The organism is Cysteiniphilum halobium, assembly GCF_003574425.1.
GTDB lineage: Bacteria > Pseudomonadota > Gammaproteobacteria > Francisellales > Francisellaceae > Caedibacter > Caedibacter halobius.
This window is the reverse complement of the sequence record NZ_QLIU01000055.1, coordinates 1-26,903: the sequence shown is the minus strand read 5'-3', so window position 1 is coordinate 26,903 and position 26,903 is coordinate 1. Positions and strand designations below refer to the sequence as shown.

Annotated in this window: 30 protein-coding genes and 1 pseudogene; 18 read left to right on the top strand and 13 right to left on the bottom strand. The window is 38.2% G+C overall.

Annotated elements, in window-relative coordinates; genetic code table 11:
- Positions 1-276 precede the first annotated feature (276 nt).
- The 8 genes from lptF to DNK85_RS09510 all read left to right on the top strand — a co-directional run bounded on the left by lptF (position 277) and on the right by DNK85_RS09510 (position 7,387).
- Complete coding sequence (gene lptF, locus DNK85_RS09545; protein WP_162896657.1) at positions 277-1,365, top strand: LPS export ABC transporter permease LptF; 1,089 nt, start codon at positions 277-279, stop codon at positions 1,363-1,365.
- The gene (gene lptG / locus DNK85_RS09540; protein ID WP_119329342.1) at positions 1,362-2,432 is read left to right on the top strand and encodes an LPS export ABC transporter permease LptG; all 1,071 of its coding nucleotides are present in this window, start codon (positions 1,362-1,364) and stop codon (positions 2,430-2,432) included. Before lptF ends, lptG begins: the two co-directional genes overlap by 4 nt.
- Positions 2,433-2,436: 4 nt before the next feature.
- Positions 2,437-3,024 carry a 16S rRNA (guanine(966)-N(2))-methyltransferase RsmD gene (gene rsmD, locus DNK85_RS09535; RefSeq protein ID WP_119329341.1) on the top strand — a complete coding sequence of 196 codons (588 nt, stop codon included), beginning with the start codon at positions 2,437-2,439 and terminating at the stop codon, positions 3,022-3,024.
- A 51-nt stretch (positions 3,025-3,075) separates the two neighbouring features.
- Positions 3,076-3,699 (top strand): RnfABCDGE type electron transport complex subunit B, encoded by a 624-nt coding sequence (locus tag DNK85_RS09530; protein ID WP_119329340.1) that lies wholly within the window; start codon positions 3,076-3,078, stop codon positions 3,697-3,699.
- Positions 3,700-3,708: 9 nt separating this feature from the next.
- On the top strand, positions 3,709-4,347 hold the full coding sequence (nth, locus tag DNK85_RS09525; RefSeq protein ID WP_119329339.1) for an endonuclease III: 639 nt from the start codon (positions 3,709-3,711) through the stop codon (positions 4,345-4,347).
- Positions 4,344-4,775 (top strand): DUF1841 family protein, encoded by a 432-nt coding sequence (locus DNK85_RS09520; RefSeq protein ID WP_119329338.1) that lies wholly within the window; start codon positions 4,344-4,346, stop codon positions 4,773-4,775. Before nth ends, DNK85_RS09520 begins: the two co-directional genes overlap by 4 nt.
- Before the next feature lie 135 nt (positions 4,776-4,910).
- Positions 4,911-6,335 (top strand): oligopeptide:H+ symporter, encoded by a 1,425-nt coding sequence (locus DNK85_RS09515; RefSeq protein ID WP_119329337.1) that lies wholly within the window; start codon positions 4,911-4,913, stop codon positions 6,333-6,335.
- Positions 6,336-6,337: 2 nt separating this feature from the next.
- A complete protein-coding gene (locus DNK85_RS09510) occupies positions 6,338-7,387 on the top strand; it encodes a dipeptide epimerase (RefSeq protein WP_119329336.1) in 1,050 nt (349 codons plus the stop codon).
- A 100-nt stretch (positions 7,388-7,487) separates the two neighbouring features.
- Here DNK85_RS09510 and DNK85_RS09505 read toward each other — a convergent pair whose 3' ends face one another.
- The 7 genes and pseudogenes from DNK85_RS09505 to DNK85_RS12410 all read right to left on the bottom strand — a co-directional run.
- Complete coding sequence (locus DNK85_RS09505) at positions 7,488-8,285, bottom strand: phosphatidate cytidylyltransferase (protein ID WP_119329335.1); 798 nt, start codon at positions 8,283-8,285, stop codon at positions 7,488-7,490.
- A complete protein-coding gene (gene uppS / locus DNK85_RS09500; protein ID WP_119329334.1) occupies positions 8,282-9,022 on the bottom strand; it encodes a polyprenyl diphosphate synthase in 741 nt (246 codons plus the stop codon). The genes DNK85_RS09505 and uppS overlap by 4 nt, the downstream gene beginning before the upstream one ends.
- Before the next feature lie 6 nt (positions 9,023-9,028).
- A complete protein-coding gene (frr, locus tag DNK85_RS09495) occupies positions 9,029-9,586 on the bottom strand; it encodes a ribosome recycling factor (RefSeq protein WP_119329333.1) in 558 nt (185 codons plus the stop codon).
- 12 nt (positions 9,587-9,598) lie between these two features.
- A complete protein-coding gene (gene pyrH, locus DNK85_RS09490; protein WP_119329332.1) occupies positions 9,599-10,315 on the bottom strand; it encodes a UMP kinase in 717 nt (238 codons plus the stop codon).
- Between the two features lie 5 nt (positions 10,316-10,320).
- The gene (gene tsf / locus DNK85_RS09485) at positions 10,321-11,193 is read right to left on the bottom strand and encodes a translation elongation factor Ts (protein WP_119329331.1); all 873 of its coding nucleotides are present in this window, start codon (positions 11,191-11,193) and stop codon (positions 10,321-10,323) included.
- A gap of 46 nt (positions 11,194-11,239) precedes the next feature.
- Positions 11,240-11,965 (bottom strand): 30S ribosomal protein S2, encoded by a 726-nt coding sequence (rpsB, locus tag DNK85_RS09480; protein WP_119329330.1) that lies wholly within the window; start codon positions 11,963-11,965, stop codon positions 11,240-11,242.
- A gap of 296 nt (positions 11,966-12,261) precedes the next feature.
- Positions 12,262-12,352 (bottom strand): annotated as a pseudogene (locus DNK85_RS12410) (IS5/IS1182 family transposase); the annotation flags it as partial.
- Between the two features lie 632 nt (positions 12,353-12,984).
- On the opposite strand from DNK85_RS12410, the gene DNK85_RS09475 reads away from it, so the two are divergent.
- The 4 genes from DNK85_RS09475 to DNK85_RS09460 are packed head-to-tail and all read left to right on the top strand — an operon-like array spanning position 12,985 to position 15,956.
- Positions 12,985-13,995 carry a metal ABC transporter solute-binding protein, Zn/Mn family gene (locus DNK85_RS09475; RefSeq protein ID WP_162896656.1) on the top strand — a complete coding sequence of 337 codons (1,011 nt, stop codon included), beginning with the start codon at positions 12,985-12,987 and terminating at the stop codon, positions 13,993-13,995.
- Positions 13,996-14,015: 20 nt separating this feature from the next.
- Positions 14,016-14,711, top strand: coding sequence for a metal ABC transporter ATP-binding protein (locus DNK85_RS09470; protein WP_162896658.1), 696 nt, complete (start codon positions 14,016-14,018; stop codon positions 14,709-14,711).
- A gap of 4 nt (positions 14,712-14,715) precedes the next feature.
- Positions 14,716-15,492, top strand: coding sequence for a metal ABC transporter permease (locus tag DNK85_RS09465; RefSeq protein ID WP_119329346.1), 777 nt, complete (start codon positions 14,716-14,718; stop codon positions 15,490-15,492).
- Between the two features lie 2 nt (positions 15,493-15,494).
- Positions 15,495-15,956 carry a transcriptional repressor gene (locus tag DNK85_RS09460; RefSeq protein WP_119329327.1) on the top strand — a complete coding sequence of 154 codons (462 nt, stop codon included), beginning with the start codon at positions 15,495-15,497 and terminating at the stop codon, positions 15,954-15,956.
- On the opposite strand, the gene ald is transcribed toward DNK85_RS09460, so the two are convergent.
- From ald to DNK85_RS09430, 6 genes are all read right to left on the bottom strand, one after another.
- A complete protein-coding gene (ald, locus tag DNK85_RS09455; protein WP_119329326.1) occupies positions 15,924-17,063 on the bottom strand; it encodes an alanine dehydrogenase in 1,140 nt (379 codons plus the stop codon). The genes DNK85_RS09460 and ald overlap by 33 nt on opposite strands.
- Positions 17,064-17,227: 164 nt before the next feature.
- On the bottom strand, positions 17,228-18,916 hold the full coding sequence (locus tag DNK85_RS09450) for a peptidoglycan D,D-transpeptidase FtsI family protein (RefSeq protein ID WP_235842421.1): 1,689 nt from the start codon (positions 18,914-18,916) through the stop codon (positions 17,228-17,230).
- Positions 18,909-19,235, bottom strand: a complete 327-nt coding sequence (gene ftsL / locus DNK85_RS09445) for a cell division protein FtsL (protein WP_119329325.1) — start codon at positions 19,233-19,235, stop codon at positions 18,909-18,911. The genes DNK85_RS09450 and ftsL overlap by 8 nt, the downstream gene beginning before the upstream one ends.
- 1 nt (position 19,236) lies before the next feature.
- On the bottom strand, positions 19,237-20,163 hold the full coding sequence (rsmH, locus tag DNK85_RS09440) for a 16S rRNA (cytosine(1402)-N(4))-methyltransferase RsmH (RefSeq protein ID WP_119329324.1): 927 nt from the start codon (positions 20,161-20,163) through the stop codon (positions 19,237-19,239).
- A gap of 33 nt (positions 20,164-20,196) precedes the next feature.
- Positions 20,197-20,934 carry an LPS export ABC transporter ATP-binding protein gene (gene lptB, locus DNK85_RS09435; protein WP_119329323.1) on the bottom strand — a complete coding sequence of 246 codons (738 nt, stop codon included), beginning with the start codon at positions 20,932-20,934 and terminating at the stop codon, positions 20,197-20,199.
- Between the two features lie 149 nt (positions 20,935-21,083).
- Positions 21,084-21,695, bottom strand: a complete 612-nt coding sequence (locus DNK85_RS09430; protein ID WP_268876846.1) for a restriction endonuclease subunit S — start codon at positions 21,693-21,695, stop codon at positions 21,084-21,086.
- A 276-nt stretch (positions 21,696-21,971) separates the two neighbouring features.
- On the opposite strand from DNK85_RS09430, the gene DNK85_RS09425 reads away from it, so the two are divergent.
- From DNK85_RS09425 to DNK85_RS09400, 6 genes are all read left to right on the top strand, one after another.
- Entirely contained in the window at positions 21,972-22,193 is a 222-nt protein-coding gene (locus DNK85_RS09425; protein WP_119329321.1) for a helix-turn-helix transcriptional regulator, read from the top strand.
- A gap of 2 nt (positions 22,194-22,195) precedes the next feature.
- Positions 22,196-23,455, top strand: a complete 1,260-nt coding sequence (locus DNK85_RS09420; protein WP_119329320.1) for a type II toxin-antitoxin system HipA family toxin — start codon at positions 22,196-22,198, stop codon at positions 23,453-23,455.
- 274 nt (positions 23,456-23,729) lie between these two features.
- Positions 23,730-25,631: a tRNA uridine-5-carboxymethylaminomethyl(34) synthesis enzyme MnmG gene (gene mnmG / locus DNK85_RS09415; protein ID WP_119329344.1), complete on the top strand. Its 1,902-nt coding sequence runs from the start codon at positions 23,730-23,732 to the stop codon at positions 25,629-25,631.
- Positions 25,632-25,644: 13 nt separating this feature from the next.
- Entirely contained in the window at positions 25,645-26,064 is a 420-nt protein-coding gene (locus DNK85_RS09410; protein WP_119329319.1) for a hypothetical protein, read from the top strand.
- Between the two features lie 39 nt (positions 26,065-26,103).
- Positions 26,104-26,370, top strand: coding sequence for an oxidative damage protection protein (locus tag DNK85_RS09405; RefSeq protein WP_119329318.1), 267 nt, complete (start codon positions 26,104-26,106; stop codon positions 26,368-26,370).
- 174 nt (positions 26,371-26,544) lie between these two features.
- Positions 26,545-26,901 carry a hypothetical protein gene (locus DNK85_RS09400; protein WP_208123166.1) on the top strand — a complete coding sequence of 119 codons (357 nt, stop codon included), beginning with the start codon at positions 26,545-26,547 and terminating at the stop codon, positions 26,899-26,901.
- The last annotated feature ends 2 nt before the right edge of the window (positions 26,902-26,903 follow it).

Here is a 26,903-nt window from a genome sequence, read left to right as displayed (position 1 = left end):
TTTTCTTCGTGTACAGAGTGAGAAGTTAATATAAAAAACCAAAAAACCAGAATCAACTCCAAATTTCTAACAGAAAACCTAAAATACACTCCAACATTTATCATGAAAGTTAAATCGCTAGATGCTTAGGTATAAACAAGATACAACTTCTTTAAAATAGCTGACAAAAACACTGATTTTCTGACATATTTGTGTAAAATACGCTAAGATTTTAACAGTTAGCTAAATTAACATAGCTTTCTACTGGTTTTATATGGATTGAATAGAGGGTAAATTTTGATTTTATTACGTTATCTTAATCGCGAACTTGTGAATATGACAATGGCGATTATTCTTATCCTACTGTTGATTGTAATCAGTAATATGTTTGTGCGTTACCTATCAATCGTCTCTGGTGGAAATATTGAAGCCGATGCCGTTTTTAAAATGATCTCGGTGATGCTGCCTAAATACATCGCTTATTTACTACCGATTGCCTTTTTCTTCGCGATCTTGATCGTTTACGGTAAAATGTTTGCTAACAATGAGCTTACCGTTACTTTTGCCTGTGGCACGAGCTGGTTTCGCCTATTGAAATTTATCATGATTCCAGCATTAAGCCTATTTGCAATAGAGCTTATTTTAACACTATTTGTCCTACCTAAAATGGATCAAAATTACTTTCTAGTGCAAAAGACCACAACCAAAAGCTCGCTTTTGAGTTTTATTCAGCCTGGTAAAATCACCCCCTTTAGCGACGGCAAACAAGTCGTTTATACCAAGTCCACAGATCCTGATGGTACTTTGCATGATATTTTTATTTATCAACAAAAGCCAAATAATGGCAGCACGATTATTACAGCCCCTACTGGATATGCTGAAACAAGACCTGATGGCAATCAATATCTGGTACTTAAAAATGGCTATTTCTATGATGCCAGACCAGGTGTTGCTGAAGTCCAAAAAGGCCATTTTGCTGAAGCCACACAATTTATTCCAACCAAAGTTAGCGTAGGTTATAACAACTCAATAGAGTCCGTGCCAACCTCAGCGCTTATCAACAGTAATAAGCCACGCTATCAAGCTGAGCTACAGTGGCGCTTAAGTTTTCCTCTGGCAATACTCGTATCCTCCCTTATTGCACTGGCAATGTGCAAAATGCGACCACGCCAAAGTCGCTATAGCAAGATTATTCCCGCACTTTTAGTATTTATTATTTACTTTAATTTATTGTCTTTATCCAAATCATGGCTTAATGATGGCAATATACCAAGCTGGTTCGGGCTTTGGTGGGTACATATTGTATTTACCGGTGCTATGCTTTTTCTACTCAAACGATACAACGGACGTATCTTTGAAAATAAACCCAAAGAGGTCAACGTATGAAACGCCTAACTATATATGTTGCATCAACCGTTTTGTACACATCTTTTATTATGATTTTGGCATTAACTGCCATTTTCTTTTTATTCACCTATATTGCGCAAGCAGGCGATATTGGTAAGGGTAACTTTACTGCACTAGCTGCCTTTTTGTATGTCCTTTATGAAGTGCCTGCCAACATTTATCTAATTATGCCCGTATGTGCTTTGCTAGGTGGCTTAATGGGACTTGGTCTATTAGCAAACAATAGTGAGTTGATTGTCATGCGCGCCTCAGGTCAATCGATCACACAAATTGCTAAAGGGGTACTTTTAGCAGCTTTCGGTTTAGCATTTTTAACATTTTTAACCGGTGCTTACATCGCACCATATTTCCAAAAAAATGCGACCATCAGCAAAACGATTGCCACAGGAGGTAATGAAGCCTTGGTGTTATACGACACACAAAGCTTATGGATTCGCGAAGGAAACTCCTTTATCCATGTTGGCAAAAATAATGCTGATGGTAAACTTAACAATATCACTAAATATACAATCGATAATAACCAGTTAACAGCAATTGATCATGCTGATACTGCATTATTTACCAACAAACAATGGCAAGTAAATAATGTCTCAAGCACACAAATTGGTAAAGATAGTAGTATTGTTTACCACGATAAACAACAGTATTGGAATAACCTATTACCACCCTTTTTACTTAAAATTATTACTTCCAACACCGATTATCTCAATTTAAGTGAGTTGATTGACTATATCAAAGTCAATAAAGAAGGTCAGCAAAGTGCTAATCGTATCTGGCTTAAGTTTTGGCAGACATTTTTCCAACCACTCTCCTTAATCATCTTAATGCTGATTGCAGTACCCTTTTCTCTAGGATCCATGCGCTCATCAGCTTTGGGTTATAAATTTATTATTGGTATGCTCTTTGGCTTTAGTTTCTACATTATCAACCAAACTTTTGGACCATTTAGCCTTGTTTATAATCTCCCTGGCTTTTGGGGTGCAGCGATCCCAAGCATAATCTTTTTGATTGTCTTAGGCTTTTTATTCTGGAAAATGCGAGAATAAAGCTATGCGTCATCTTTCTAAAACACAATATCATAAAGCACCATTAAGCAAAGTGCGCATTATTGCTGGTAAATATAAATCACGTCAAATTGAGTTTAGCGACACAAATAACACCAATCTTCGTCCGAGCTCAGATCGTTTGCGTGAAACACTATTTAATTGGCTTATGCCTTATATTGTTGACGCAACTTGTCTTGATGCTTTCGCCGGTAGTGGAGCTCTTGGTTTTGAAGCTTTATCACGTCTGGCAAAGTTTTGCGATTTTTTTGAGCTTGATGTTCAGGCAATAAAACATTTAAACAATAATAAAAACAAGCTAGCTATAGACAATGCAACCATTTATCAAGCAAATGGTTTAATTCATCTTAAAACTTGTGATAACTACCGAGTCATTTTCCTTGATCCACCATTTAATAGCGAGCTTTTGGAGCAGTCACTTTCTAACATCCTCAAAAATGATAATATCAACAATGACTGCGTAATTTACGTAGAATACGCAACGAAAAATCCACCAATGTCGTTATCACACTTCACTAGATTAAAGCAAACCAAACAGGGCTCAGTTTCTGCTTGCTTATTACAAAAACCATGATTTGTGCTACAATGCCAAACTTATCAGTTGAACAAAATAGCTTAATACTTCATGATCGTATCCATTGACGCCATCGATGCGCTTTTACCACAAACCCAATGTACTAAATGCGGCTATCAGGACTGCTATGATTATGCCAAAGCCATCACCAATGGCGAGAAACATAATCGCTGCCCGCCAGGCGGACAACAAGGTGCCGATGCATTGGCTAAATTGCTACAAAGAGAAAAGTTAGCCCTTGATAAGACGTGTGGCACGCATGGGCCAAAGAGAGTTGCCTGGATTAATGAAGACCTATGCATTGGCTGCAAAAAGTGTATCTTAGCTTGTCCTGTGGATGCGATTATGGGTGCAAAAAAATTGATGCATACTGTGATTAATGAGGAATGCACGGGATGCGATTTATGTGTTGAACCGTGTCCCATGGATTGTATTGAAATGCGTGAGCTACCCTTAGAGGCACAACCTCAAGCGCTAGATAACACACAATATGAAGCACAAAAAACGCATTACCGTAATAGACATAATAAACGTGCGATACGTCTTAAACAGCAAAAAGAAAGTGAAGTCCAAAAACATCAGCAAAATATTCGCCTAAGCAATATGAATATCGACAAAAAAGCCTATATTGAGCAGGCCTTGGCAAGCTTCAAGGCCAAGAAAAAAATGGATTAATTGACACTCATGAATAAAGCAAAGCGTCAAAAAATTTTTGAAATATGGCAGCGCAATAACCCTAATCCAACCACTGAGTTAAATTATAACTCAGACTTTGAGCTTCTGATTGCCGTCATCCTATCAGCACAAGCAACAGATGTTAGTGTTAATAAGGCAACTGACAAACTCTATCCTATCGCTAATACCCCTGAGGCAATATTAGCACTGGGCGAAGATCGCCTTATGGCATATATTCAATCAATCGGTTTATATAAAACAAAAGCCAAAAATGTTATCAAAACCTGTCAGCTATTGATTGAAAAGCATAATAGTCTTGTGCCACGTGATCGCAAATCATTAGAGGCGTTACCTGGCGTTGGACGCAAAACGGCAAATGTTGTATTAAACACAGCTTTTGGCGAGCTGACCATGGCAGTAGATACGCATATTTTTCGTATTGCTAATCGCATTAATCTCGCACCTGGCAAAAATGTTGATGAAGTGGAGGCGCATTTACTTAAGGTTATTCCCAAAAAATTTCTGAAAGATGCCCATCATTGGCTTATTTTACATGGTCGCTATATCTGTACTGCTAAAAAGCCAAAATGCGGAATATGCCCTATTTATGAATTATGTGAGTTTAAACAAAAAGAAGCCTATTTATGATTTTTAGCTCCGATCGTTTAGAACTTAGAAAACTATACTTTAACAGTTGGCATAAGTATTTAACCAAACAACAATTAACTGACCTGGAAACGCAAATCACGCGCATTATAGAGCACCACCCTGAATATCATCACTATCTCTCTAACTTGGATAACCTAGACAAGGATTTCCCACCTGAAATGGGTGAAACTAATCCCTTTTTGCATATGGGACTACACATGGGATTAATTGAACAGCTAGTCACTGACCGCCCTAATGGTATCAATAAAGTTTATCAACAACTTTGTCAGCAACAGCGTGATGAACATAAAGTGCAACACATGATGATGGATCATTTGGCAGAGTCTATCTGGAGTGCGCAAAAAAATCACACCCCACCTGATGAAGCAGCATATTTGGCACGATTAACCCTATTACTAACTCAATAAACACCTTTACAACATTACCTTTGCATATAAAAACATGCAAAGGTAGACTCTAATAACTGAATCAAAAATTGCTGCTTTACAAAAGCAACATTATACCTTATCTTCAAAAAACCTTCTTTCATTGTGGTACAAAATATGAGTCATGTTAAATTGACAAAACACCCCAAAGGATTATGGTGGTTATCATTAATTTATGCGGCATATGCCGTCAGCTATGGGGTCTTATTTGCAAACTTACTACTTTACAGTATACATAGCCACACTATTATAATGAGTGAACAAAAAGCCTATGCATTTTTTGCAGCTTTTGGCACACTAACTTTTGTTCTGCCTTTGGCAGGCGGTATCCTTTGTGACCGCTTTGGCTTTAAACAATCAGCAAAAATTGGTTTAGTAACATTGATTATTGGATTTATCCTACTTGCACTAAACATGAAGTTTATGCTATATATTGCAATCGCTTTTTGTTTGTCTGGTAATGCTTTAGCAATGCCTGCTATATGGTCAATGGTTGGACTCATATACAATAAGCATAGCCAGCAAAGAGAAAGTGGCTCAATCTTATTTTATGTAATCTTTAATATTGGCTTCTTAATTGCATTTTCGTTAAGCGGGATTGTTGCTGATATAATTGGCTACTCAGCAATGTACTTAATTTTTGGTATTGGTGCTTTGATTAGTTTATATCTCCTCATCATAAAGGATAAAGACATCGTTTTAGTTTCTAGTAAAACACCAACACCAACAAGCCAAATATTTCCTTTATATATTATTGTTATTAGCTTAATTATTATTTCGTTTATCCTAACAAAGTTTGTAATACTTGATAATATTGTTATGTGGATATTAGCTATACTAGCCTTCATTTACCTATTCTCTTTGACTATACAGCCTAAATATAAAAATGATAGGCAAAAAATACAAGCCTATATGTTACTTTGTATTATTGCAATTATAGGAATCACCGTATATAACTCCGAATTTGGTTTATTGCCTGAGTTTGCCTATCATTCAATTGATTTAACTATTGGATCATGGAGTTTACCTCCTAGCATCATCACCTCATTAGACCCAGTTTTTTGTATTATTTTAGGATATTTTTTAAGTTACCTTTGGAAAAGAAAAAAGAATGTGGGTATTGCTTCAAAACTATCTATGGGTGTTATCTTACCTGCCGTTGGTTATATTTGCTTATCAGTTGCCTTGTTTGCCGTTGGCACATCTAAATTACCCATGATCATTTTATTGCCTATATTTATTCTCTTTGTCATAGGAGAGTTACTTGTCATCCCAACAGGTATTGCGATGTCAGGTAAACTTGCGCCTATTGGTAAAGAGGGTGCTTTTATGGGAATTTGGAATGTAATGCAAGGTTTTTCCGCTCTAATCACTGGATACATTGCGTATCTCACAACATTAAATACAACCCATAGCACCTCTCAATTGAACATAAATCATCAATATGCCAATGTTTTTTTAATTAGTGGCATTATTATTTTTATAGCAGGAGTATTAACCTGGTTATTAAGGAAATATATTAATCGCAAGGTTGAGGCATAAAGATGACTATAAAAATAAAAGACATCCAATGTCATGTTAGCCAAATTAAACTCAATCGAACCTTCGTTACAGCAGTTAGATCTACAGATTATATTAATGATTTACACGTGGATCTAATTTGTGACAATGGCTTAATAGCCTCAGGTACCGCACCAGCAACCACTCTTGTCATAGGGGAAACATTAACTGGTATGCAGGCTATTATTGAATCCTATTATAAACCCATTTTAATTGGTAGAACACTTGAAGACTTACCAGAGTTTATTGCCATGATTAATCGCATAGTTCCTTTCAACAGTGGTGCCAAAATGGCAATAGATACGGCATGCTATGCTTTATTAGCTAAACTAAGCAATCAAAATATTGCTTGCTACTTGGGTGCAAAAAAAACAAATAATAAGCTTGAATCTTGTGTCACTATTTCTTGCGGGGAAATACAAGAAGTTTTATCTTCTGTTGAAATAGCTATAAATAAAGGCTTCAAGAAACTTAAAATTAAACTTGGCACTGAAATCAATCATGATATGGAGGTCACCTATCAAATTCAAAATCACCTTAAGGGAAAGACTATCTCATTATTAGTCGACGCTAACCAGGGGTGGAACTACAAAGAAACTATACAGTTTATTAAATATCTTGAAAAAATGTCGATTAAGATTGAGCTTCTTGAACAACCTGTTCATGCGAGAGATATAAGTTCCATGAAAAAAATTACATACATGTCCCCTTTCCCTATAGCTGCAGATGAATCTGTGTTTAATACAGATGATGCTCTTAATTTGTTTACCCATGACGCCTGTGACGTAATAAATATTAAATTAGCCAAGTGTGGTGGAATTCATCAAGCCATTAGGCTTAAAACACTTGCAGATTGCTACCATAAATCATGCATGGTTGGCTGCATGATGGAATCTCCATTAGGAATCAGCATGGCCGCTAATGTAGCCTTAGCTTTAAATATTAAATTGGTAGACCTTGATCCTATAGATTGGGTTAATAGTAATGAATATCAATCATTACTATCGTATCATACACCTTATATTGAAATATAATGGCTTCTTTGTAAAATATTCCACGTCCAGTTTAATATATTTTGATCTAAAAATAAGAGCAGAGAAATGCTATTAGACTCAATCTATAACTTATAATTCTTTATATAGCCAGTAATCCAAATGCCCATAAGACTAAAACAAACACCGGCAAGCTTGAAAACAAACTATCCATACGGTCTAAAACACCACCATGCCCAGGTAAAATGTTGCCACTGTCCTTGACGCCACATTCACGCTTAATCATACTTTCAAAAAGATCACCAAGTAGTGCAATTAACACAATAACAAAAGATAGAATAATCAAAATGGTTTGCTCATAGCGGCTATGACTAATGATAAGTGCACAAACAACACCTGCAAGCCCACCAAATATTACGCCACCGACCAAGCCCTCTATGGTTTTCTTTGGACTGATAACAGGGACTAACTTTTTCTTACCATACTGACGTCCAACAAAATAGGCTCCACTATCGGCAAGGGTTACCACTAACATCATCAATAATAAAAATGATGGCTTTTGTTGATGTAAAAGCGATACTGAAACCCACAACGGCACTATCACAAAAAAACCCATGATATAACGTGAACCATTGGCTAATACATTAAAACGTACACTAGGGTAACGCAGTATTAAGTAAATCGCGAACAGCCAAAAAATACAAGATAAGATAAGTACAGGTAACCGAAAATATTGCGACACATAAATTAATACAAGTGTGATCACAATATATAAAAGACGCTTTGGTAGCGTTCTTGCATTAGCGAATGCTGCCCACTCCCATGCAGCAAATAATAAAATAATTGCCACTGCTATATCAAAAATCGTATCACTTAAGCGAAAAATCGCCCATAACACAATAAGGCCTAAAATAACACCGGTAATGATTCTTTCCTTCACACGTTCCCCTTTATCTGCTCATCCGTTTTGCCAAAGCGTCTTGTGCGCTTTTGATACTCATCTAACGCCAGCTTAAAATCTTTTTTTGAGAAATCAGGCCAATACTTGTCACAAAAGTATAACTCAGCATATGACAACTGCCAAATCATAAAGTTACTAATCCGCTTCTCACCACTGGTACGAATTAATAAATCGACTGGCATTTGAATTTCTTCAATTAAACACGCTGCAAAGTCTTCTTCATTGATTTGATTAATCTGATCAACTTTAAATATACCACTTTGCAGTTTGTGTAATAGTTTTTTGGCGGCATTTAGCACTTCCCATTGACCACTATAATCAATCGCAACATTCAATTGCAGCCCTGTACAGTCAACTGTCTCTTTCTCAGCATTACTGATATTTTTAACTACCTCATCATGTAATCGACTACGATCACCGACAACATGCAATCGCACATTATTATCCTGCATCATGGCTACTTCATTAACAAGTACTTCTGAAAAAAGCGTCATTAGCGTGTCAATTTCTTCTTGTGGACGCAACCAATTCTCACGCCCAAAAGCAAAAAGCGTTAATATTTGGATATTTTTCTCAACGGCAAACTCAATAGCAGAACGCACACTTTTAATCGCTGCTTTATGCCCAGCAGTTCGTGGGAAGAGTCGTTTTTTCGCCCAACGCCCATTACCATCCATGATAATTGCAACATGCTTGGGCATGTTATGATTTGGCATAAAGCGCTAAATTTCCATTAGATCTTGTTCTTTTTCTTGAACGATAACATCCGCTTTTGCAATCATATCATTAGTCAGTTTCTGAATGCTTTCTTCTGCTTTTTTTGCTTCATCTTCAGAGATTTCTTTTTCTTTTAATAAGTCTTTAATATCAGAATTGGCATCACGACGAATATTGCGAATTGCTACACGCCCTTTTTCCGCTTCACCACGCACCAACTTAACCATCTCTTTACGACGCTCTTCATTTAATGCTGGCATTGGAATACGTAAACTATCACCCAAATTCGCCGGATTAAGCCCTAGATCAGACATTAAAATTGCTTTTTCTATTTTTGAAGCTAACCCCTTTTCCCATGGGGTAATTCCTAATGTGCGTGCATCTAACACAGTAATATTAGCCGCCTGAGCAATCGGTGTGTCAATTCCATAGTAATCAATCATCACATGCGCTAATAAATCAGGATGAGCACGCCCTGTTCTAATCTTTGCTAAATCATGACGTAAACTTTCTAAGCTTTTTTCCATACGGCCTTTAGCATCTGCTAAAATCTCTTTAATCATAATGATTTTCTCCTAGTCTCTAACCCAGGTGCCTTCCGCTTTACCTTGTAACACACGCAACAGCGCGCCTGAATTATTTACATTAAATATACAAATAGGGACATTGAAATCGCGTGCTTGTACAAACGCGCTCAAATCCATGACTGCCAATTCACGCTTAAGTGTTTCATTAAAACTCAAGGTTTCAAATTTAACAGCATCACTATGCTTATTGGGATCTTTATCATAGACACCATCAACAGTTGTTACCTTTAAGATAGCATCTGCATCAATTTCGATGGCGCGAAGTGTTGCCGTTGTATCGGTTGTCACAAAGGGGTTCCCAGTGCCACCTGCAAAAATAACCACTTTGCCTTCATTCAAATAGCGTTTAGCTCGTTTTGGATTAGTACACTCTAATACGCCATCGATTCCACGCGAGGATAATATTTCATTATCAATACCCGCATGCGTTAATATATCTGACAATGCCAATGCATTAATCATCGTCGCAAGCATACCCATGGTATCAGCAGTACTTCTTTCAATACAGTTTTGAAAATCAGCACGCCCACCCCTTAGGATATTGCCTCCGCCGATGACTATCGCCAATTGTACACCTGAACTTAATGCTTCTTTTATATCATTTACAATGCCTTGAACCGCTGATACTTGGATACCAAACCCATCTGTAGATAGCGACTCGCCACTTAATTTGATTAAAACACGCTTAAGTGTCAGATGTGACATATAAATTATGCTCCTTGAACTTGGCTCATCACTTCAGCTGCGAAGTCAGTCTCTTCTTTTTCAATGCCTTCACCCACACCAAAACGAATAAATCCAGTTACTGATGCATTGTTTGCTTTCAGCAAATCGGACACTTTTTGATCTGGGTTCTTAACAAACGGCTGACCAACCAAGCTTTGTTCATCTAAGAACTTACGAATACGACCTGTGATCATCTTCTCGATAATATCATCAGGTTTACCACTTTCACGGGCTTGAGCGATAAAGATTTCTTTTTCTTTAGCAACGATATCTTCTGGTACTTGATCTTGTGATACAACGATTGGGTTTGACGCAGCAATATGCATTGCAACATCCTTTGCCAACGTTTCATCACCACCATTCATCGCAACGATTACACCAATACGACCACCATGGCTATAAATACCAACTGTTTCGCCTTGAAGTGCATTAACGCGACGCACATTGATGTTCTCACCAATTTTAGCAATTAAATTCTTACGTGCTTCTTCGATACTCTCGCCACTTGCTAAAGTTAAGGCAAGAACTTCTTCAAGTGTGTTCGCATTTGAGCTAGCAACTGCAGTAACTACTGCATCAGCAAACTTCTTAAAGTTCTCATCACGTGCAACGAAGTCAGTCTCAGAGTTAATCTCAACGATCACAGCTTTGTTTGCGGATTGTGACATCACGATAACGCCTTCTGCGGCAACACGTGATGCTTTTTTGTCTGCTTTTGCTGCACCTGATTTACGCATCTCTTCAACTGCTTTTTCGATGTCACCATCGGTTTGTGTCAATGCTTTTTTGCACTCCATCATGCCCGCACCAGTGCGCTCACGAAGTTCTTTTACTAATTGTGCGCTAATAGTAGCCATTGATTAGATTCCTTCTTATTTAGTACTTTAAATATAAACTTGATAATTAAGCTTCTTCTTCAGAAACATCTGCTGTTTTTTCTTCTGCGATGTGGGATGCTTGTTTTGCATCGATAATAGCATCAGCAAATCGGCTAAGATAAAAACGAATGGCTTTAACTGCATCATCATTGCCTGGGATTACATAGTCAATATCATCAGGACTTGAGTTACTATCGACAACAGCAACAACAGGAATACCTAAACGCTTAGCTTCTTCAATTGCAATATGCTCCTCTTTACTATCGATAATGACTAAAACATCTGGCAAACCACCCATTTCTTTAATGCCGCCTAGTGCCTTTTCTAGCTTCTCGATTTCACGCGAATTTCGTAGCGCTTCTTTTTTAGTCATACGCTCAAAAGTACCATCTTCTTGCATTTTTTCAAGATCACGTAAGCGCTTGATTGATTGACGAATCGTTTTATAATTTGTCAACATACCACCCAACCAGCGATGGTTAACGTATGGCATACCACAACGTGATGCTTCTTCAGCAACGATTTCTTGCGCTTGACGTTTCGTACCAACGAACAAAATCTTACCGTTTTTAGACGCCGCTTTACTTACGAAATTAACAGCATCCTGAAACAAAGGAACTGTCTTTTCTAAGTTTACAATATGAATACCGTGGTTAACACCAAAAATGAACTCGCTCATTTTTGGGTTCCAGAATCTTTTTTGGTGACCGTAGTGAACACCTGCTTGTAGCATTTCTTTCATTAAAGACATATTTTCTCCAATTAATGGGTTATTCCGCCATCACTCCCACTTTTAAACCCTTTAGAAAGGCACCCTAAAAGCGTGTCGAGCGACGTGTGGTTTCTTGTTGTTTACATAGACATTAAGCCAATAACTTACAGCAAAAGTGATTGCAAAGAGATATCACTGACAAAATGCGAGGCGGATTTTAGCACAAATGAATGATCTCTTCTACACCATCGCAAAGTATTTTGCAGAATTTCTTGCGCATCTACGAGAGCATGCACCTTGGTTGTAAAACCACCTTTACTCCTACCAAGTGCTTAAGCATCGTTACCACTTTTTCATAACCAGCTAAACAGGCATGTGCTCTAACACCGTGGAATCAAGCATAGTGTCTTGTAAATCTAAATCACTAAATAACCATCATATCTTCCCCTAATTTCTCGTTCAGCCCAATGTTTATAAAGGCATTTGCTGAAGCTTTTAATATGGAAGCTGAATTTTGGTTAAATCTACAATTAGCCTATGATCTGTGGAACGCTAAACAGAAGCATACGCCAATTGATCCAATTGCTGCATGAAGTCTTTATGTTGCTAATAGATAATAAATTGTGATTGATTTTCCATTAACATCAAACACACTCCCTTACATCTGCTTTAATCGTGAATCTAGCAGTAAAGATACTCAAATGCAACCAGTCCATTAACCATAAAAAGGCTAAGACTAAATATTCATCCACAAGTGCTCACCGTACCCTGAGCGTAAGTCGAAGCGATGCACTGAGCATCAGTCAAAGTGGGTAAACTTGGAAAAATCACACTCTCATAGAGGCTTCGACTTACGCTTAGCCAACGCTTACACAATCCAAAGTGGGCAGGAATATGATCATACCCCATAAAAGTCATAAAAACCGACAGTTCCCATATCGATAAACTATTGTTTAGGTACTTAAATTTAAGCATTGCGAAAAATAAAAAATGATATATTATAACGTTTTTAGGATAACGTTAACAATGAAACATTTATGATCTTAAGGAACGATTTTATGCCTACCCTCTACAGAAATAGCAAACGAATCATATTAACTGCTACAGGTTTTCTTACACTTATCAGCAGTTCATATGCTGATATCAAAGTTGTGGCTGCTGAAAACTTTTATGCTAATGTCGCAAGCTTAATTGGTGGAGATTATGTTAAAACTAATAGCATCATCAACAACCCTGATGCCGATCCGCATTTATTTACCACCTCCGCGAATACTGCTGTGGCGATTAATGATGCACAAGTCATTATTTATAATGGTGTCGACTATGACCCATGGATGAAACAGTTATTAAATGCACAATCGAGCAATAATAAAGTTGCTATTATTAATGTTGCCACACTAATGGATGCCAAAAATGGTGATAATCCACATCTGTGGTACAACCCTAAAACTTTCCCTACTCTTGCTAAAAAACTTACTGAAGTTTTCAGTCAAATCGAACCTGAACATAAAAAGACTTTTGAATTAAATTATCAAACTTTTGATAAACGCTATCAAACCGTTTATAGTCAAATTAATGATATCAAAGCACGCTTTGCTGGCACCAAGGTTACAGCAACAGAACCCGTCTTTGGCTATATGGCTGATGCATTAGGACTGACAATGCTAGGACAAAAATTCCAATGGACAGTGATGAACGATGCTGAAGCCTCACCAAAAATGCTAGCTGATTACCAAAACCTATTTAAACAACGCATTGTCAAAGTGCTTTTTTATAATCAACAGGTACACGACAATGTCACTGAAAGCATTTTAAACCTCGCCAAAAAGAATAAGATTCCTTATGTAGGAGTCAGTGAAACCATGCCACAAAATGATAATGTTATCACTTGGCTTAAAGCTGATCTTAACGACACACAAAAAGCACTAGAACAAGCAACTGCAACTAAGCACAGCAGTGCTAAAAAATCTACTGTAAAAGTCACACCTAAAGAGATGAATACCCTGTCAAAGCCAAGTGATACAACGACAAGTAAAGAAGACAATACTTTGACAAATCTCTCGCAATAAATAATATGCACGATACAGCAATCATTCAATGTAATAATCTTGTTATTGGACACACACCACAATTTCCACTGTGCAATCCTTTTAATTTAAGCATTGATCAAAACCAATGGTTAGGGATTGTCGGTGAAAATGGTACGGGTAAGTCAACTTTTCTAAAAACTATTTTAGGCTTTGAAACACCTATTGCTGGAAGTTTAACACTCTTCTTACAAGCACCAGGGAAAAACAACCAACTAATTAGTTATATCCCACAAGAACGCGAGCTTAACCTTAGCCCAAACACCTCCGCCTTAACATTGATCAAATCAAGCTTTAATGCCAACAGACTTGGACTACCTGCTTTTGGTAAAGATGTCCAACAAAAAGCATATAATATTTTACAGCTAGTAGGCGCTTTAAACTATGCGCGTAAGCCTTTTGAGACACTTTCAGGCGGTCAGAAAAAACGTATTTATCTTGCACAAGCACTGATTAACAACCCTAAATTATTACTGCTTGATGAACCTTTATCGGATCTTGACCCTCAGGCAAAACAGGACTTTATCCAAGCACTTAAAAGTATTCATGCTAAGCAAAACATAACACTCTTGATCATCTCACATGACATGCATGAGATTGCACATGAGCTAGATAATTTTATTCACTTTAAAAACCAACACGTACATCTTTGCCAAAAACTGCCATGCTTAAAGGAGGATCGCAGTGTTATCTTATAGCTTTATGCAAAGCGCCTTTATCGCAGGCACATTAATTGCAATCATCTGCGGAATCGTGAGCTTCTTTGTCGTCCTGCGCAAAGCGGCATTTGCCGCTCACGGATTAGGACATATTAGCCTTACAGGTGCAGCCGGAGCCGTATTAATCGGCATCTCAGCTATGAATGGACAATTGATTGCTAATATTATTGCCGCAAGCATCATGGGAGCCATGGGAGATAAAATTAAAAAAAATGATCTTGCAATTGGTATTGTATTAACCTTTTTCTTAGGGCTTGGCGCTTATTTCCTGTATCTCTATCAAACGGGTTACTCAGGTTCCATTATGTCAATCTTATTTGGCAATATCCTCACCGTATCATTTGAGCAAATCATCACCCTTATTATCATGGCATTGATTATCATTGCCATACTCATATTTATCTCAAGAGCACTATTTTTCACATCCATTGACCCATTACTTGCACGCGCTAAAAACATCCCCAACAAGCTCTTATCGATCATCTTTTTCATCATCTTGGCATTAACCGTAACCATGGCATGCCAAATTGTTGGTGTGCTATTGGTATTTGCATTACTCATCGGGCCTGCCGCCTGCGCATTTCAATGGAGCGATGGTTTCTATCAGGGCATGCTGCTTAGCATTATCATCTCCCTTGGCAGTGTTTGGGGTGCATTATGTCTTGCATTTTACGCTAATTTACCGGCAAGTTTTTGTATCACTATGATTATCTGTGCAGTTTATGGTATTGGTCTAACCAAAAATTTAATGGTGAGATAATCATGAATTCAACCGAAAATGCATTAGCTTCTTTAGCCAAAATTGAAAGCTTTTGTCTCAAGCAAAAAGTCAAACTCACGCGCTTGCGCAAAGAAGTTATCACTATTTTTATTGAGCAGCCATCACCGATTAGTGCGTATGAGTTACTTGCTCTGATCAACAAAGCACAATCAAATAACAAACACTATAATATTATGTCGATTTATCGCGTTTTGGATTTTTTACAGCAATCGGAGCTTATTCACAAGCTCTATACTAGTAATCGCTACAGTCTATGCTGTCATCCCGAAAAGAAAATGTGCCAGCTTTTCATCTGTGATACTTGCGGTCAAAAAACTGAACTCCATCATGAAACAATTGATAAAACCTTACAAGTATTGGCACAAAAAAGCGGTTTTCAAATCACAACACATACCGTTGAGATAACGGGATTATGCCGTGATTGCTTGAGAGGTCTTAGCTAATGCTTCTTTTGGCGCAACATAAGCAATATTAAGCGCTTCAGCAACTGGTAATGAAGTTAGCATCCCATTATGCACACTAAGTCCATGCTCAAGATGGATATTATCAGTTACAGCTTTTTGATAACCCTTATTTGCCAGCTCTAAAGCAAATGGTAAAGTCGCATTGTTTAACGCCACCGTAGAGGTTCTAGCAACGGCTCCCGGCATATTGGCCACACAGTAATGCACTACACCATCAATCATATAAGTAGGGTTCTGATGTGTCGTTGGTTTAGACGTTTCAAAACAGCCACCTTGGTCAATTGCAACATCAACTACTACCGAGCCTTTTTTCATGGATTTAATCATCTCTTTGGTTACAAGCTTAGGTGCTGCAGCTCCTGGAACTAACACGGCACCGATCACTAAATCAGCTTCTTGTACATATTTTTGCAAATTATCTTTTGTGGCATATATGCAATTTAATTTAGGTCCAAAATAATCATCCAATTCACGTAAACGATCTAAAGACTTATCAAGCACAGTCACCTGCGCCTCCATGCCAATAGCCATACGAATTGCATTTAAGCCAACAGTACCACCGCCAATCACAACAACCTTAGCTGCCTTAACACCTGGAACACCACCTAACAGTACACCACTGCCACCTTGAGCTTTTTCTAAGCAATGTGCGCCTGCTTGCACCGACAAACGCCCAGCAACTTCACTCATAGGTGTTAACAAAGGTAGACGTCCATTTCTATCGGTTACCATCTCATAGGCAATCGCCGTACATTTAGACTCTAAAAGCAACTGTGTTTGCAATGGATCTGGTGCTAAATGCAAATAAGTAAATAGCAACTGACCTTGACGTAACATTTTACACTCATTAGGTTGTGGCTCTTTAACCTTAATAATCATATCTGCTTTGGCAAAAATCTCTTCAGGTGTTTGAATGATTTTCGCACCCACTTCAAGATAATCTTCATTAGTAAAGCCAATAGCATCCCCAGCATGATGCTCAACAAGCACGGTATGTCCATGATAAATAAATTCAGCGACATTACCCGGCGTTAGCCCAACACGATATTCATGATTTTTGATCTCTTTAGGAATTCCTACAATCATTGCCCATTTCCTCCACAACTACTTTTTAGTTTTTCTATTTTTTTAATTTTTGGTTTTTCTAGAGCACATTTTGCAGCCCCTTGAAATAATCTACGCGAAATATAACAAGCAAAACATTAAAAACCAAATACTAATTAGCAGTTTTGAATGAATTTTACAAAACATTAAGTTTTCTTAAGTTTATCCGCAGGAACACCCATTACTCTTAAAATATGTTCCGTAATTTGCGCAAAAATAGGAGCTGCTGCCGAACCTCCGCCGTAGGCTTCTCCTTTAGGGTCGTCTATCACCACCACAGTCACAATCTCTGGATTTGATGATGGGGCAATACCAACAAATGTGGCCATATAGCTGTCAGATGCATATCCCCCAGCAATCGCTTTACGCACCGTTCCAGTTTTACCTGCCACATGATAACGCGGCACGCGCGCCTTAGAAGCAGTTCCTCCCAAACCTTCAACCACAGAGGTTAACATATCAACCACTTTTTCCGCAATTTCTCTATTGATGATCTGATAAGCTTCAATATCTTCTTGTTTATTGCGTTTCAGCAAAGTCGGTGGAATTAACTTACCACCATTAGCAATCGCACTATAGGCTGTGGCAATTTGCAAAGCTGTTGCATTCATACCATAGCCAAATGATAAGGTTGCCAATGGAAATTCACCCCACTTGCGCGGGCTTGGAACATAACCTGAACGCTCACCTGGGAAACCTATTTTGGTGACTTGTCCAAAACCAAATTTACGTAATGTATCGGCCAAGGCATTTGCATCAATCGATAGGATAATACGTGAAATACCAACGTTTGATGACTTCATTAAGATGTGACGCAAATCCATTTCACCATAATTGCGAAAATCTCTTACGGTGCGCCCATTTAACTTGTAAAACCCAGGAGAAGTGTCGACAATCGTATCAACATCATATTCTCCTGACTCCATGCCCGCAATAGCAGCAAATGGTTTCATCACAGAACCTGGTTCATAAACATCCGTAATCACTCGATTACGACGCTTTTCAGGAGTTGCATCTTGCATATTATTGGGATTATACGAAGGGTAATTTACCATTGCCAAAACCTCACCGGTTTTGACATCAATCACCACAGCAGAACCCGCCTCCGCATGATTATTAATCACACCTTCTTTTATATATTTGTAAGTGATGTGCTGTAACTTGCGATCGATACTTAGACTAATATCATGCCCATGCTGTACTTCTTTATCATCATCGTTTTTACGTGCAACACCACCTCTTAAATCCTTGTGAATTGAGCGCGTACCGTCTTTACCTGTGAGATATTTATCATATTCTAACTCAACGCCTTCCTGTCCTTGATCGTCAATATTGGTAAAACCAACAACATGTGCCATAACTTCAGCATCGGGATAAAAGCGCTTAAACTCACGCTCGATTTTGACCCCTTTCACATCTAGCATTTTGATCTTCTGTGCGATAAATGGTGAAACCTGACGCTTTAGATAAACAAAGCCATGGCGCCCTTCTCGCGCCTTAATGCGTGCAAGAACTGCCTGTTGCTGTGCTTTATCTAACGCTAATATATTAAGAATTTTATGCAAGTCTGGATCATCACTTGTAACATAAAATGGATTCACCCAAATCGAATCAACTGGTGTGCTAATCGCTAATGGATTACCATTGCGATCACTGATCATACCGCGATAAGCGGTTGTCGTTAAGGTACGCTCTGAGCGATTATCTCCTTCTTTTTTCAGTTTGGTATATTCCACTGTTTGCATATGAGCAAGCTTATAGATCAGCAAACCCAACACACAAACGATGATTAATAGAATAAAATAATAACGCCAACTTAGTTTGATCTTACGCATTACTTTGAATCACTTTTGTTTCTTTAATACTTGGTAGGCGCATATCATTTTTCTTAGCCACTTCCTCAACATGCGAAGGAGATGCTAAGGTACTATGCTCAATCAAAATTTGTGTCCATTGATCGCGTAAATCCTCTTGCTGATACATTAGTTTCTGCTCTTTATCCAAAGCCACTTTGTAATGATATTTTACGACCACTACCATAAACGCTGAGATAATAAGCACAATACACAACAAAAAAGCCGCCAATACGCGCGCATTAAAGGTACTTTTGATAAACGATGTAAAAAGTTTGCTGCGCACTTCAGCCCGAGTCATATCATAATTTCTCCACAGCACGTAATATAGCACTACGTGAGCGCACGTTTTCTTCAAGCTCTTTAAAAGATGCTTTACCTTGCTTGACACACCACTTCGCCTGAGGGATAAACTCTTCTAGGATTGGTATACCGCGTGGCAATTTTTTATCCTCACCTTTAATGAGCTTGGTCATAAATTGTTTAACAATCCTATCTTCTAATGAATGAAAGCTAATCACTACCAAACGTCCTGATAGCCTAAGCATTTCAAAAGCAGCACTAAGCGTTATAGTAACTTCATCAAGCTCTTGGTTTACACAAATCCTAAGTGCTTGAAAACATCGCGTCGCCGGATGTTTCTTCTCTTTGTTACCAATCGTTTTTTCAATCAATTTGGCAAGCTGTAAGGTACGATCCAAACCCTCACCTCTCTTGAGGGATTCTTTTATCGCTTGCGCGATGCGCCAAGCATGTCTTTCTTCGCCATATTCACGGAAAATACGTGCTAAATCTTCAACATCATAGCTTATCAGAACTTCCTTAGCAGACATCCCTGTTGTCTGATCCATACGCATGTCCAAAGGACCATCTTTCATAAAGCTAAAACCACGCTTAGCAATATCTAACTGCGGTGATGAAACACCCAAATCTAACAACACTCCATCAACTTTCCCAGCAAATTCAAGCTCACTTAGCACTTTAGCCATTGTTGAAAATGCTGCATGTACAAGGATGAGCCTACCCTTGTCAATATCAGCTTTAAACTGCACCTTAGCATAATCAATTGCCTCAAGATCTCGATCAAAAGCAATTAACTTACCCGTTGTTAACTTTGCTAAAATCGCATGCGAGTGTCCGCCACGCCCAAAGGTGCCATCAACATAAACACCATCAGCTTTAATCGCCAGTGCAGCAATAGATTCATCAAGCAATACGGAATAGTGCATTAATTTACTTCCATTTACATAAACTCATATGACTTACATTCTAAATTGTTCACCAAGATAGACCTTACGCACTTGTTCATTACTTAGAATTTCACGTGGCTTGCCTGAGGCAATCATCTTGCCCGCATTAACAATATAGGCACGCTCGCAAATATCCAAGGTTTCACGCACATTGTGATCAGTAATCAACACACCAATGCCACGGTTTTTTAAGTGGGTAATAATCTTCTTAATATCAATCACTGAGATCGGATCGACACCGGCAAATGGTTCATCCAATAAAATAAAGCGTGGCGACATTGCCAAAGCGCGTGCAATTTCAACACGACGGCGTTCACCGCCTGATAAACTCATCCCTAAACTATTACGAATATGCTGAATACTAAACTCATCTAATAAAGACTCTAGCTCATCTTGGCGCTGTTCTTTGGAAAGTTCTTTTCTAGTCTCCAAGATCGCCATGATATTTTTCTCAACACTTAACTTCCTAAAGACAGAAGCCTCTTGTGGTAAATAGCCAATACCTTGGCGTGCACGCCAGTGAATCGGAAGCTTAGTAATGTCCTGACCATCCAAAAAAACCGTACCACGATTAGGACGCACCAGACCTACAATCATATAAAATGAGGTTGTTTTACCCGCGCCGTTTGGCCCTAAGAGCCCAACGATTTCACCAGTACTTACCTCCATAGAAACATCAGCCACAACCCAACGTGAGCGATATGCTTTGCCAAGGTGCGTCGCCACCAGCGTATGTTTTTGTTCTGTCATATTAATTTCTTAACTTAAAGATTATTACTATAGGAGCGCATTAAAGAGGTTACTTTAATTAAACCCACAATCTGCTAGACATCCTAATCATAACCCCCTTTATATTCAAGCTTTTTTACCAGCTTACAAGGGATCCGAATTGAATCGACTTAAACCTCAGAGGAGTCACAGACCTCTTTTGATTTTCGAGATGCAGTATGTCGTTGCTTAGCTAAAATGATTTCTTTATATGCTGCTATTTTTCTATCCATGTATAAAACAAGATCTTTTATAACGAGCTTTTGAATAGCAGATATAAATGTTTCCATTCTGGAATAATCAGGTTGATGGTTTTTCACGGGTAGTGAAACTTTATCTTTTTGAATCTTTCGATTGCTGATACTATCACCCCAAGAATATTTATGCTTCAAACTTTTATGAATACATGTAGCTAAATATAGTTGATTCAAGCGTGTTCTTTTCTCTTCATGTTTAAAATGCAAAATCAAATTATGGCTATCATTTGAATAAAAATCTTTTTCTTGATAAGTTACAACAAATGTTTTTCCTCCGATAAAAACACAGTTTCCTTTATCAAGATACTTCTCATCATAAGATATATATGAACTAACCGAGTTATTTTCAGCACTTGCGCATAGATAAGGCGTGTCACCACTACCCTTAATAATATCCCTTGATAGAATATTACCTGAGTTTTTTACATGGAATTCGTCTATCACATTAAATTCAGCAAAATCTTCATTTTCAAAATCGACTAGCAGTATTAAATCACATGAAACAAGTCAAATTAGGAGTTACCCAAATGATCAAGCAATTTTGCCCTAGCAAGCTGAACTGATCTAACCCGCTTCTTGGGGTTGGCAATATCAACCTTTCCCCGAGCGAAGTCACAGGAGGTATCAAAATTTATGGCTTCGACTAATGCTCAGCCAACGCTTAGAGCATCTATAAAACATTCCCGCCAGGGAAAATATTGACAACACATACCAAGCTTGCCTAAAATTATGCCTGATCGGGAATAAAAGGAAACTTGATAAATGAGAGTTAATATAATCAACACCCAAGATATTGGTGATATTATTCGCAAAGCACGGAAAGCACAAAAGTTTACTCAATCAGATCTTTCAGGTATTAGCGGTGTTGGCATCCGCTTTATTAGTGACATTGAAAATGGTAAAGAAACTGCAGAAATTGGAAAGGTCATCCACCTGCTTGGAGCCATTGGCATTGCACTAGATCTGCATTGTGAGTGGATGTGACTATGGCAGTTGAAACCTTAACCGTTTACTTCAATAGCATCTGTATTGGAACCATCTCTTTAAGTGATGGAAAATTGAGCTTCAGCTATTTACCAGCATATACTTCTGACAATAACAATCCTCCTTTGTCAATGTCACTACCGTTACAAAATGAAGCATTTGGTCATGAGCTTACCTTAGCTTATTTCTCTGGCTTACTTCCTGATGAGCCGTTACGATCTCGCTTAGCTAAGCACTTACATATTTCACCTAAGAATACTTTTGGATTACTCAAGGCTATCGGTGGAGAGTGTGCTGGTTCTGTATCATTCTATCCCCCTGAAACAGACTCAGAGTATCAATATAAAATTCTTAATGATCATGATGCCAATGATATTCTAAAGACTCTACATAAACACCCCCTTCTAGCGGGTGATGACGGCATCAAACTATCTCAGGCAGGAGCACAGGATAAGCTTGTTATTGCTTTTGCCAATAACCAGCTAGCTATACCGCTTGAAAACGCTCCCTCCAGTCACATTATTAAGCCAACAATCCACGGATTAACCGACACTGTTTTCAATGAGCTATTTTGCATGAAACTTGCTAAATCCTGCGGATTGAATGCTGCAAACGCTGATATTTTATGGCTTGAGAGTACACCTTACTATATTGTTGAGCGCTATGATCGAGTGATTGTAAAAGGACAAATTCATCGTCTACATCAAGAGGATTTTTGTCAGGCTTTACATATTCCGCCAGAAATCAAATATGAGAACGAAGGCGGTCCCTCATTGATTGATTGTTTTAAACTGCTTGATATACAAATTAAAAAAGGGAAAATGCGCACACAAGATAAGATTGAGCTATTTAAAACGGTTGTTTTTAATTTCCTTATTGGCAATGGTGATGCGCATGGCAAAAACTTCTCCATTTTATATCATCAAAGCGGCATGATACTGGCGCCGCGTTATGATTTGTTGAGTACGACAATTTACGACAAATCACTCAAGGCAAAAATGGCAATGAAAATTGCCAGTAAATATAAATTTCAGGAAGTTTATCTAAGACACTTTCTGCAATTAGCAGAAGCGATTGGTTTTAAACAAGTATTTACGCTATCAAACATCCTAGAACCAATGCTTAATACGATTGTAGATAAGGCGATTGTGTTAGCAGATACACTGAATAATGACAAACATTATCAATCCAATGTATATCAAGATATTATTGTCACAATTCAAAAACATCAGCAAAGACTGCTTAAACCTCCTCAATCGTAAGCTCAACGGATAAAGCGGTTTAAGTGTCAATAAATGATTTGCGCTTAACATCCTCTGCCAGAAGACTAAGTATCGTTGGAAATAGCTTTTCCCCCCATCACATCCTGCAATTTAGAAAAACGGGATAGAAATCAAAGTTCATGGACATACCCTTGTTTTTTTTATATGATGCGCATCAGTAAAATTAATTAAATTTTGCAGCCTAATTAATCGGTTTTAAATGAACTAAACTAGTTATAATAACCATAAATTAACAAGTAGATCTATTATTATGATGTTTTATCCTCAAGATTTTGATGTTATTGTTGTTGGCGGCGGACATGCTGGAACAGAGGCAGCAGCTGCGGCTGCACGCATGGGAGCAAACACCCTACTCTTAACACATAATATCGACACATTAGGACAGATGTCTTGCAATCCTGCTATTGGTGGTATTGGTAAAGGTCATTTAGTTAAAGAAATCGACGCCTTAGGTGGCATTATGGCAAAGGCGATTGATAAAGCTGGGATTCAATTTCGCACGCTTAATGCCAGAAAAGGACCTGCAGTACGTGCAACACGTGCGCAAGCCGATCGCACACTTTACAAAATTGCTGTACGCCACGCACTAGAGAACCAAGAGAACTTATCGATTTTCCAACAAGGTGTTGATGATCTTTTGATTGAGAATGATCGTGTCATTGGTGTTGTTACGCAAATGGGGCTAAGTTTTCGCGCCAAAACAGTTGTTTTGACTGTCGGTACCTTTTTAGCGGGTAAAATTCATATTGGTTTTAACAATTATCAAGGAGGTCGCGCAGGTGACCAACCAGCTAATGCTTTAGCACAGAAACTCCGTGCACTTCCTTTTGAGGTGGCGCGCTTAAAAACAGGAACACCTCCGCGTATTGATAAGCGCACAGTTAACTTTGCTGCGATGGGTGTCCAACCTGGTGATGATCCAACACCATGCTTTTCATTCTTCACTGAAACACATGATCATCCACGACAAGTACCGTGCCATATCACCTACACTAATCTTAAAACCCATGAGATTATTCTTAAGAACCTTGATCGTTCAGCGATGTATGGCGGCATGATTGATGGCATTGGACCACGCTATTGCCCATCAATTGAAGATAAAATCGTACGCTTTGCCGATAAAGACCGTCATCAGATATTTGTTGAACCTGAGGGATTGGATAGTATTGAACTTTATCCTAATGGGATGTCAACCTCTTTGCCATTTGATGTGCAACTTCAGTTTATTCGCAGCATTGAAGGCTTTGAAAATGCCTACATCACGCGTCCTGGTTACGCAATTGAATATGATTTCTTTGATCCGCGTGGTTTATACCCAAGCTTAGAAACCAAGCACGTTGAAAATCTATTCTTTGCCGGACAAATCAACGGCACAACGGGTTATGAAGAAGCAGGTGCTCAAGGCCTTATCGCCGGTTTAAATGCAGCACGCAAAGTGCAAGACAAACCCACTTGGTCACCTAAGCGTAATGAAGCCTATATCGGGGTATTAATCGATGATTTAATTACCAAAGGTACACAAGAGCCTTATCGCATGTTTACCTCACGTGCCGAATATCGCTTGATTTTAAGAGAAGACAATGCCGATGCGCGTCTTTGCCCCAAAGCTATTGAGTTAGGGCTATTAAACAATAAAGACAAAGATAAATATCTGACGAAATCAGCTTTGATCGTAAGTGAGACTTTACGCTTAAAATCAACCTGGATTGCTCCAAAGAGCGCCAAAGCAGATAGATTAGAGTCTCTACTTGGTAAAGCCATAAGTAAAGAAAGCAGCCTATTTGATTTATTAAAACGCCCTGAAGTTGACTATCAAAGCCTTGCAGATATTGCAGAGCTTGGTGCGTTTATCGATCACACGCAAGCAGTTGAGCAGATTGAGATTTCCGCTAAATATGCTGGATATATTGCGCGTCAAAATGAAGAAATTATCGCCAACCAAGCCCTTGAAAATGCGCAAATTCCTCACGACTTTGATTATACAAAAGTCTCAGGACTCTCCAATGAAGTACGTCAAAAACTTATGACTCAGCGCCCATCGCGTTTAGGGGAAGCATCACGCATTCAAGGAATTACACCTGCTGCTATCTCATTATTGACTATTTATATGAAAAAGTTAGGCTTTCTCAAGAAGAACAATAATGTTGATAACTAGCCGGAGCGATGAAATGACATTAAAAAACACACACCATTTATCTAAGGCAATTATCTTAATCATATCAAGCCTTATCATAACAGCTTGTGCAACTACGGCAAAATATCGTGCTATTTTAGATCAATGGCATGGTCAATCGATTGATCATTTTGTGCAGATGTGGGGATACCCAAATAAAACATTAAAGCTCGCTAACAACCAAACGGCTTATATTTATAGTGATCGCCAAATCGTAAGCACCCCCATTACACAAATGCCAACGAATATTACCACCGTACAAAATGGCAACAATACCACCGTAATCTCCACCCCTGGTGCAATTATTGGTGGTCAAACTTATTCATTAGCCTGCACAACATGGATCGTCTTTGATAATAAAACCAAGAAAATTGTTAACACCACATTTCGCGGTAATAACTGCGTTTCCTATTAAACTCTTGCAAGATAAACTAAAAAGAAAAAGAGGTAAATTATGACCGATATTTTTTGTGAAAAGCTGAAACAACAAGGCACAGCGATGCAATACGCACCAATTCCAGGTGAACTTGGGCAACGCATTGTCCAATCTATTTCACAAGAAGTTTGGAGCAAATGGCTTGATCACCAGACAATTTTAATCAATGAGTATCGTCTTAATTTATTAGAATCTGAAGCCAAAAAATTCTTAATGACTGAAATGGAGAAATTTTTGTTTGGTGAAGGCTCTGACAAGCCCGATGCATTCTCAGCACCTAAGTAATCAGTAACGGCTTATATACCAAGCTAAACTTAGCAAAATAAGCCACACCATATTAGGGCAAGAGGTATCTAAATGGAAAGAAAACAACTTGAAGTAAACAAATCGCATTTTATCTATAAAATTCGATATTATTTACTCGCATTTCGCAGTGTCTTCAGAGTACATCATTTAATTATGTCAGATAGTAAAACCAATATAGTTACTGGTAAGTTTAGCTTCTCATCAAAAGATAAAAAACAATGGTCAGATTTATATTATCTACAATCGTCATTGAATTATCCCATGCTTTATTATCAACGCATTGGCTTACTTTTTGTCATGCGTACAATCAATCAACTAGGAATTAATTTTAAAAATAATTTACACCTTGCCTCAGAGATTAATTATCATCATCAGGGGATATTTGAAGAAAACCAATACTACACGATGGAGGCCTCTATTAAAGAGTTATTTCATCTAAGAAAAGATCGTGTGGCCGTTGTTTTGTTTTTTGTATTTTATAATCAAAATAAGCACACTACAGGACACTAACT

Excerpts from the sequence above, each read along its gene's own strand:
- lptG (WP_119329342.1), top strand. The coding sequence starts at position 1,362 with ATGAAACGCCTAACTATATATGTTGCATCAACCGTTTTGTACACATCT.
- rsmD (WP_119329341.1), top strand. The coding sequence starts at position 2,437 with ATGCGTCATCTTTCTAAAACACAATATCATAAAGCACCATTAAGCAAA.
- DNK85_RS09530 (WP_119329340.1), top strand. The coding sequence starts at position 3,076 with ATGATCGTATCCATTGACGCCATCGATGCGCTTTTACCACAAACCCAA.
- nth (WP_119329339.1), top strand. The coding sequence starts at position 3,709 with ATGAATAAAGCAAAGCGTCAAAAAATTTTTGAAATATGGCAGCGCAAT.
- DNK85_RS09520 (WP_119329338.1), top strand. The coding sequence starts at position 4,344 with ATGATTTTTAGCTCCGATCGTTTAGAACTTAGAAAACTATACTTTAAC.
- DNK85_RS09515 (WP_119329337.1), top strand. The coding sequence starts at position 4,911 with ATGAGTCATGTTAAATTGACAAAACACCCCAAAGGATTATGGTGGTTA.
- DNK85_RS09510 (WP_119329336.1), top strand. The coding sequence starts at position 6,338 with ATGACTATAAAAATAAAAGACATCCAATGTCATGTTAGCCAAATTAAA.
- uppS (WP_119329334.1), bottom strand. The coding sequence starts at position 9,022 with ATGCCAAATCATAACATGCCCAAGCATGTTGCAATTATCATGGATGGT.
- frr (WP_119329333.1), bottom strand. The coding sequence starts at position 9,586 with ATGATTAAAGAGATTTTAGCAGATGCTAAAGGCCGTATGGAAAAAAGC.
- pyrH (WP_119329332.1), bottom strand. The coding sequence starts at position 10,315 with ATGTCACATCTGACACTTAAGCGTGTTTTAATCAAATTAAGTGGCGAG.
- tsf (WP_119329331.1), bottom strand. The coding sequence starts at position 11,193 with ATGGCTACTATTAGCGCACAATTAGTAAAAGAACTTCGTGAGCGCACT.
- rpsB (WP_119329330.1), bottom strand. The coding sequence starts at position 11,965 with ATGTCTTTAATGAAAGAAATGCTACAAGCAGGTGTTCACTACGGTCAC.
- DNK85_RS09475 (WP_162896656.1), top strand. The coding sequence starts at position 12,985 with ATGCCTACCCTCTACAGAAATAGCAAACGAATCATATTAACTGCTACA.
- DNK85_RS09465 (WP_119329346.1), top strand. The coding sequence starts at position 14,716 with ATGCAAAGCGCCTTTATCGCAGGCACATTAATTGCAATCATCTGCGGA.
- DNK85_RS09460 (WP_119329327.1), top strand. The coding sequence starts at position 15,495 with ATGAATTCAACCGAAAATGCATTAGCTTCTTTAGCCAAAATTGAAAGC.
- ald (WP_119329326.1), bottom strand. The coding sequence starts at position 17,063 with ATGATTGTAGGAATTCCTAAAGAGATCAAAAATCATGAATATCGTGTT.
- DNK85_RS09450 (WP_235842421.1), bottom strand. The coding sequence starts at position 18,916 with ATGCGTAAGATCAAACTAAGTTGGCGTTATTATTTTATTCTATTAATC.
- ftsL (WP_119329325.1), bottom strand. The coding sequence starts at position 19,235 with ATGACTCGGGCTGAAGTGCGCAGCAAACTTTTTACATCGTTTATCAAA.
- rsmH (WP_119329324.1), bottom strand. The coding sequence starts at position 20,163 with ATGCACTATTCCGTATTGCTTGATGAATCTATTGCTGCACTGGCGATT.
- lptB (WP_119329323.1), bottom strand. The coding sequence starts at position 20,934 with ATGACAGAACAAAAACATACGCTGGTGGCGACGCACCTTGGCAAAGCA.
- DNK85_RS09425 (WP_119329321.1), top strand. The coding sequence starts at position 21,972 with ATGAGAGTTAATATAATCAACACCCAAGATATTGGTGATATTATTCGC.
- DNK85_RS09420 (WP_119329320.1), top strand. The coding sequence starts at position 22,196 with ATGGCAGTTGAAACCTTAACCGTTTACTTCAATAGCATCTGTATTGGA.
- mnmG (WP_119329344.1), top strand. The coding sequence starts at position 23,730 with ATGTTTTATCCTCAAGATTTTGATGTTATTGTTGTTGGCGGCGGACAT.
- DNK85_RS09410 (WP_119329319.1), top strand. The coding sequence starts at position 25,645 with ATGACATTAAAAAACACACACCATTTATCTAAGGCAATTATCTTAATC.
- DNK85_RS09405 (WP_119329318.1), top strand. The coding sequence starts at position 26,104 with ATGACCGATATTTTTTGTGAAAAGCTGAAACAACAAGGCACAGCGATG.
- DNK85_RS09400 (WP_208123166.1), top strand. The coding sequence starts at position 26,545 with ATGTCAGATAGTAAAACCAATATAGTTACTGGTAAGTTTAGCTTCTCA.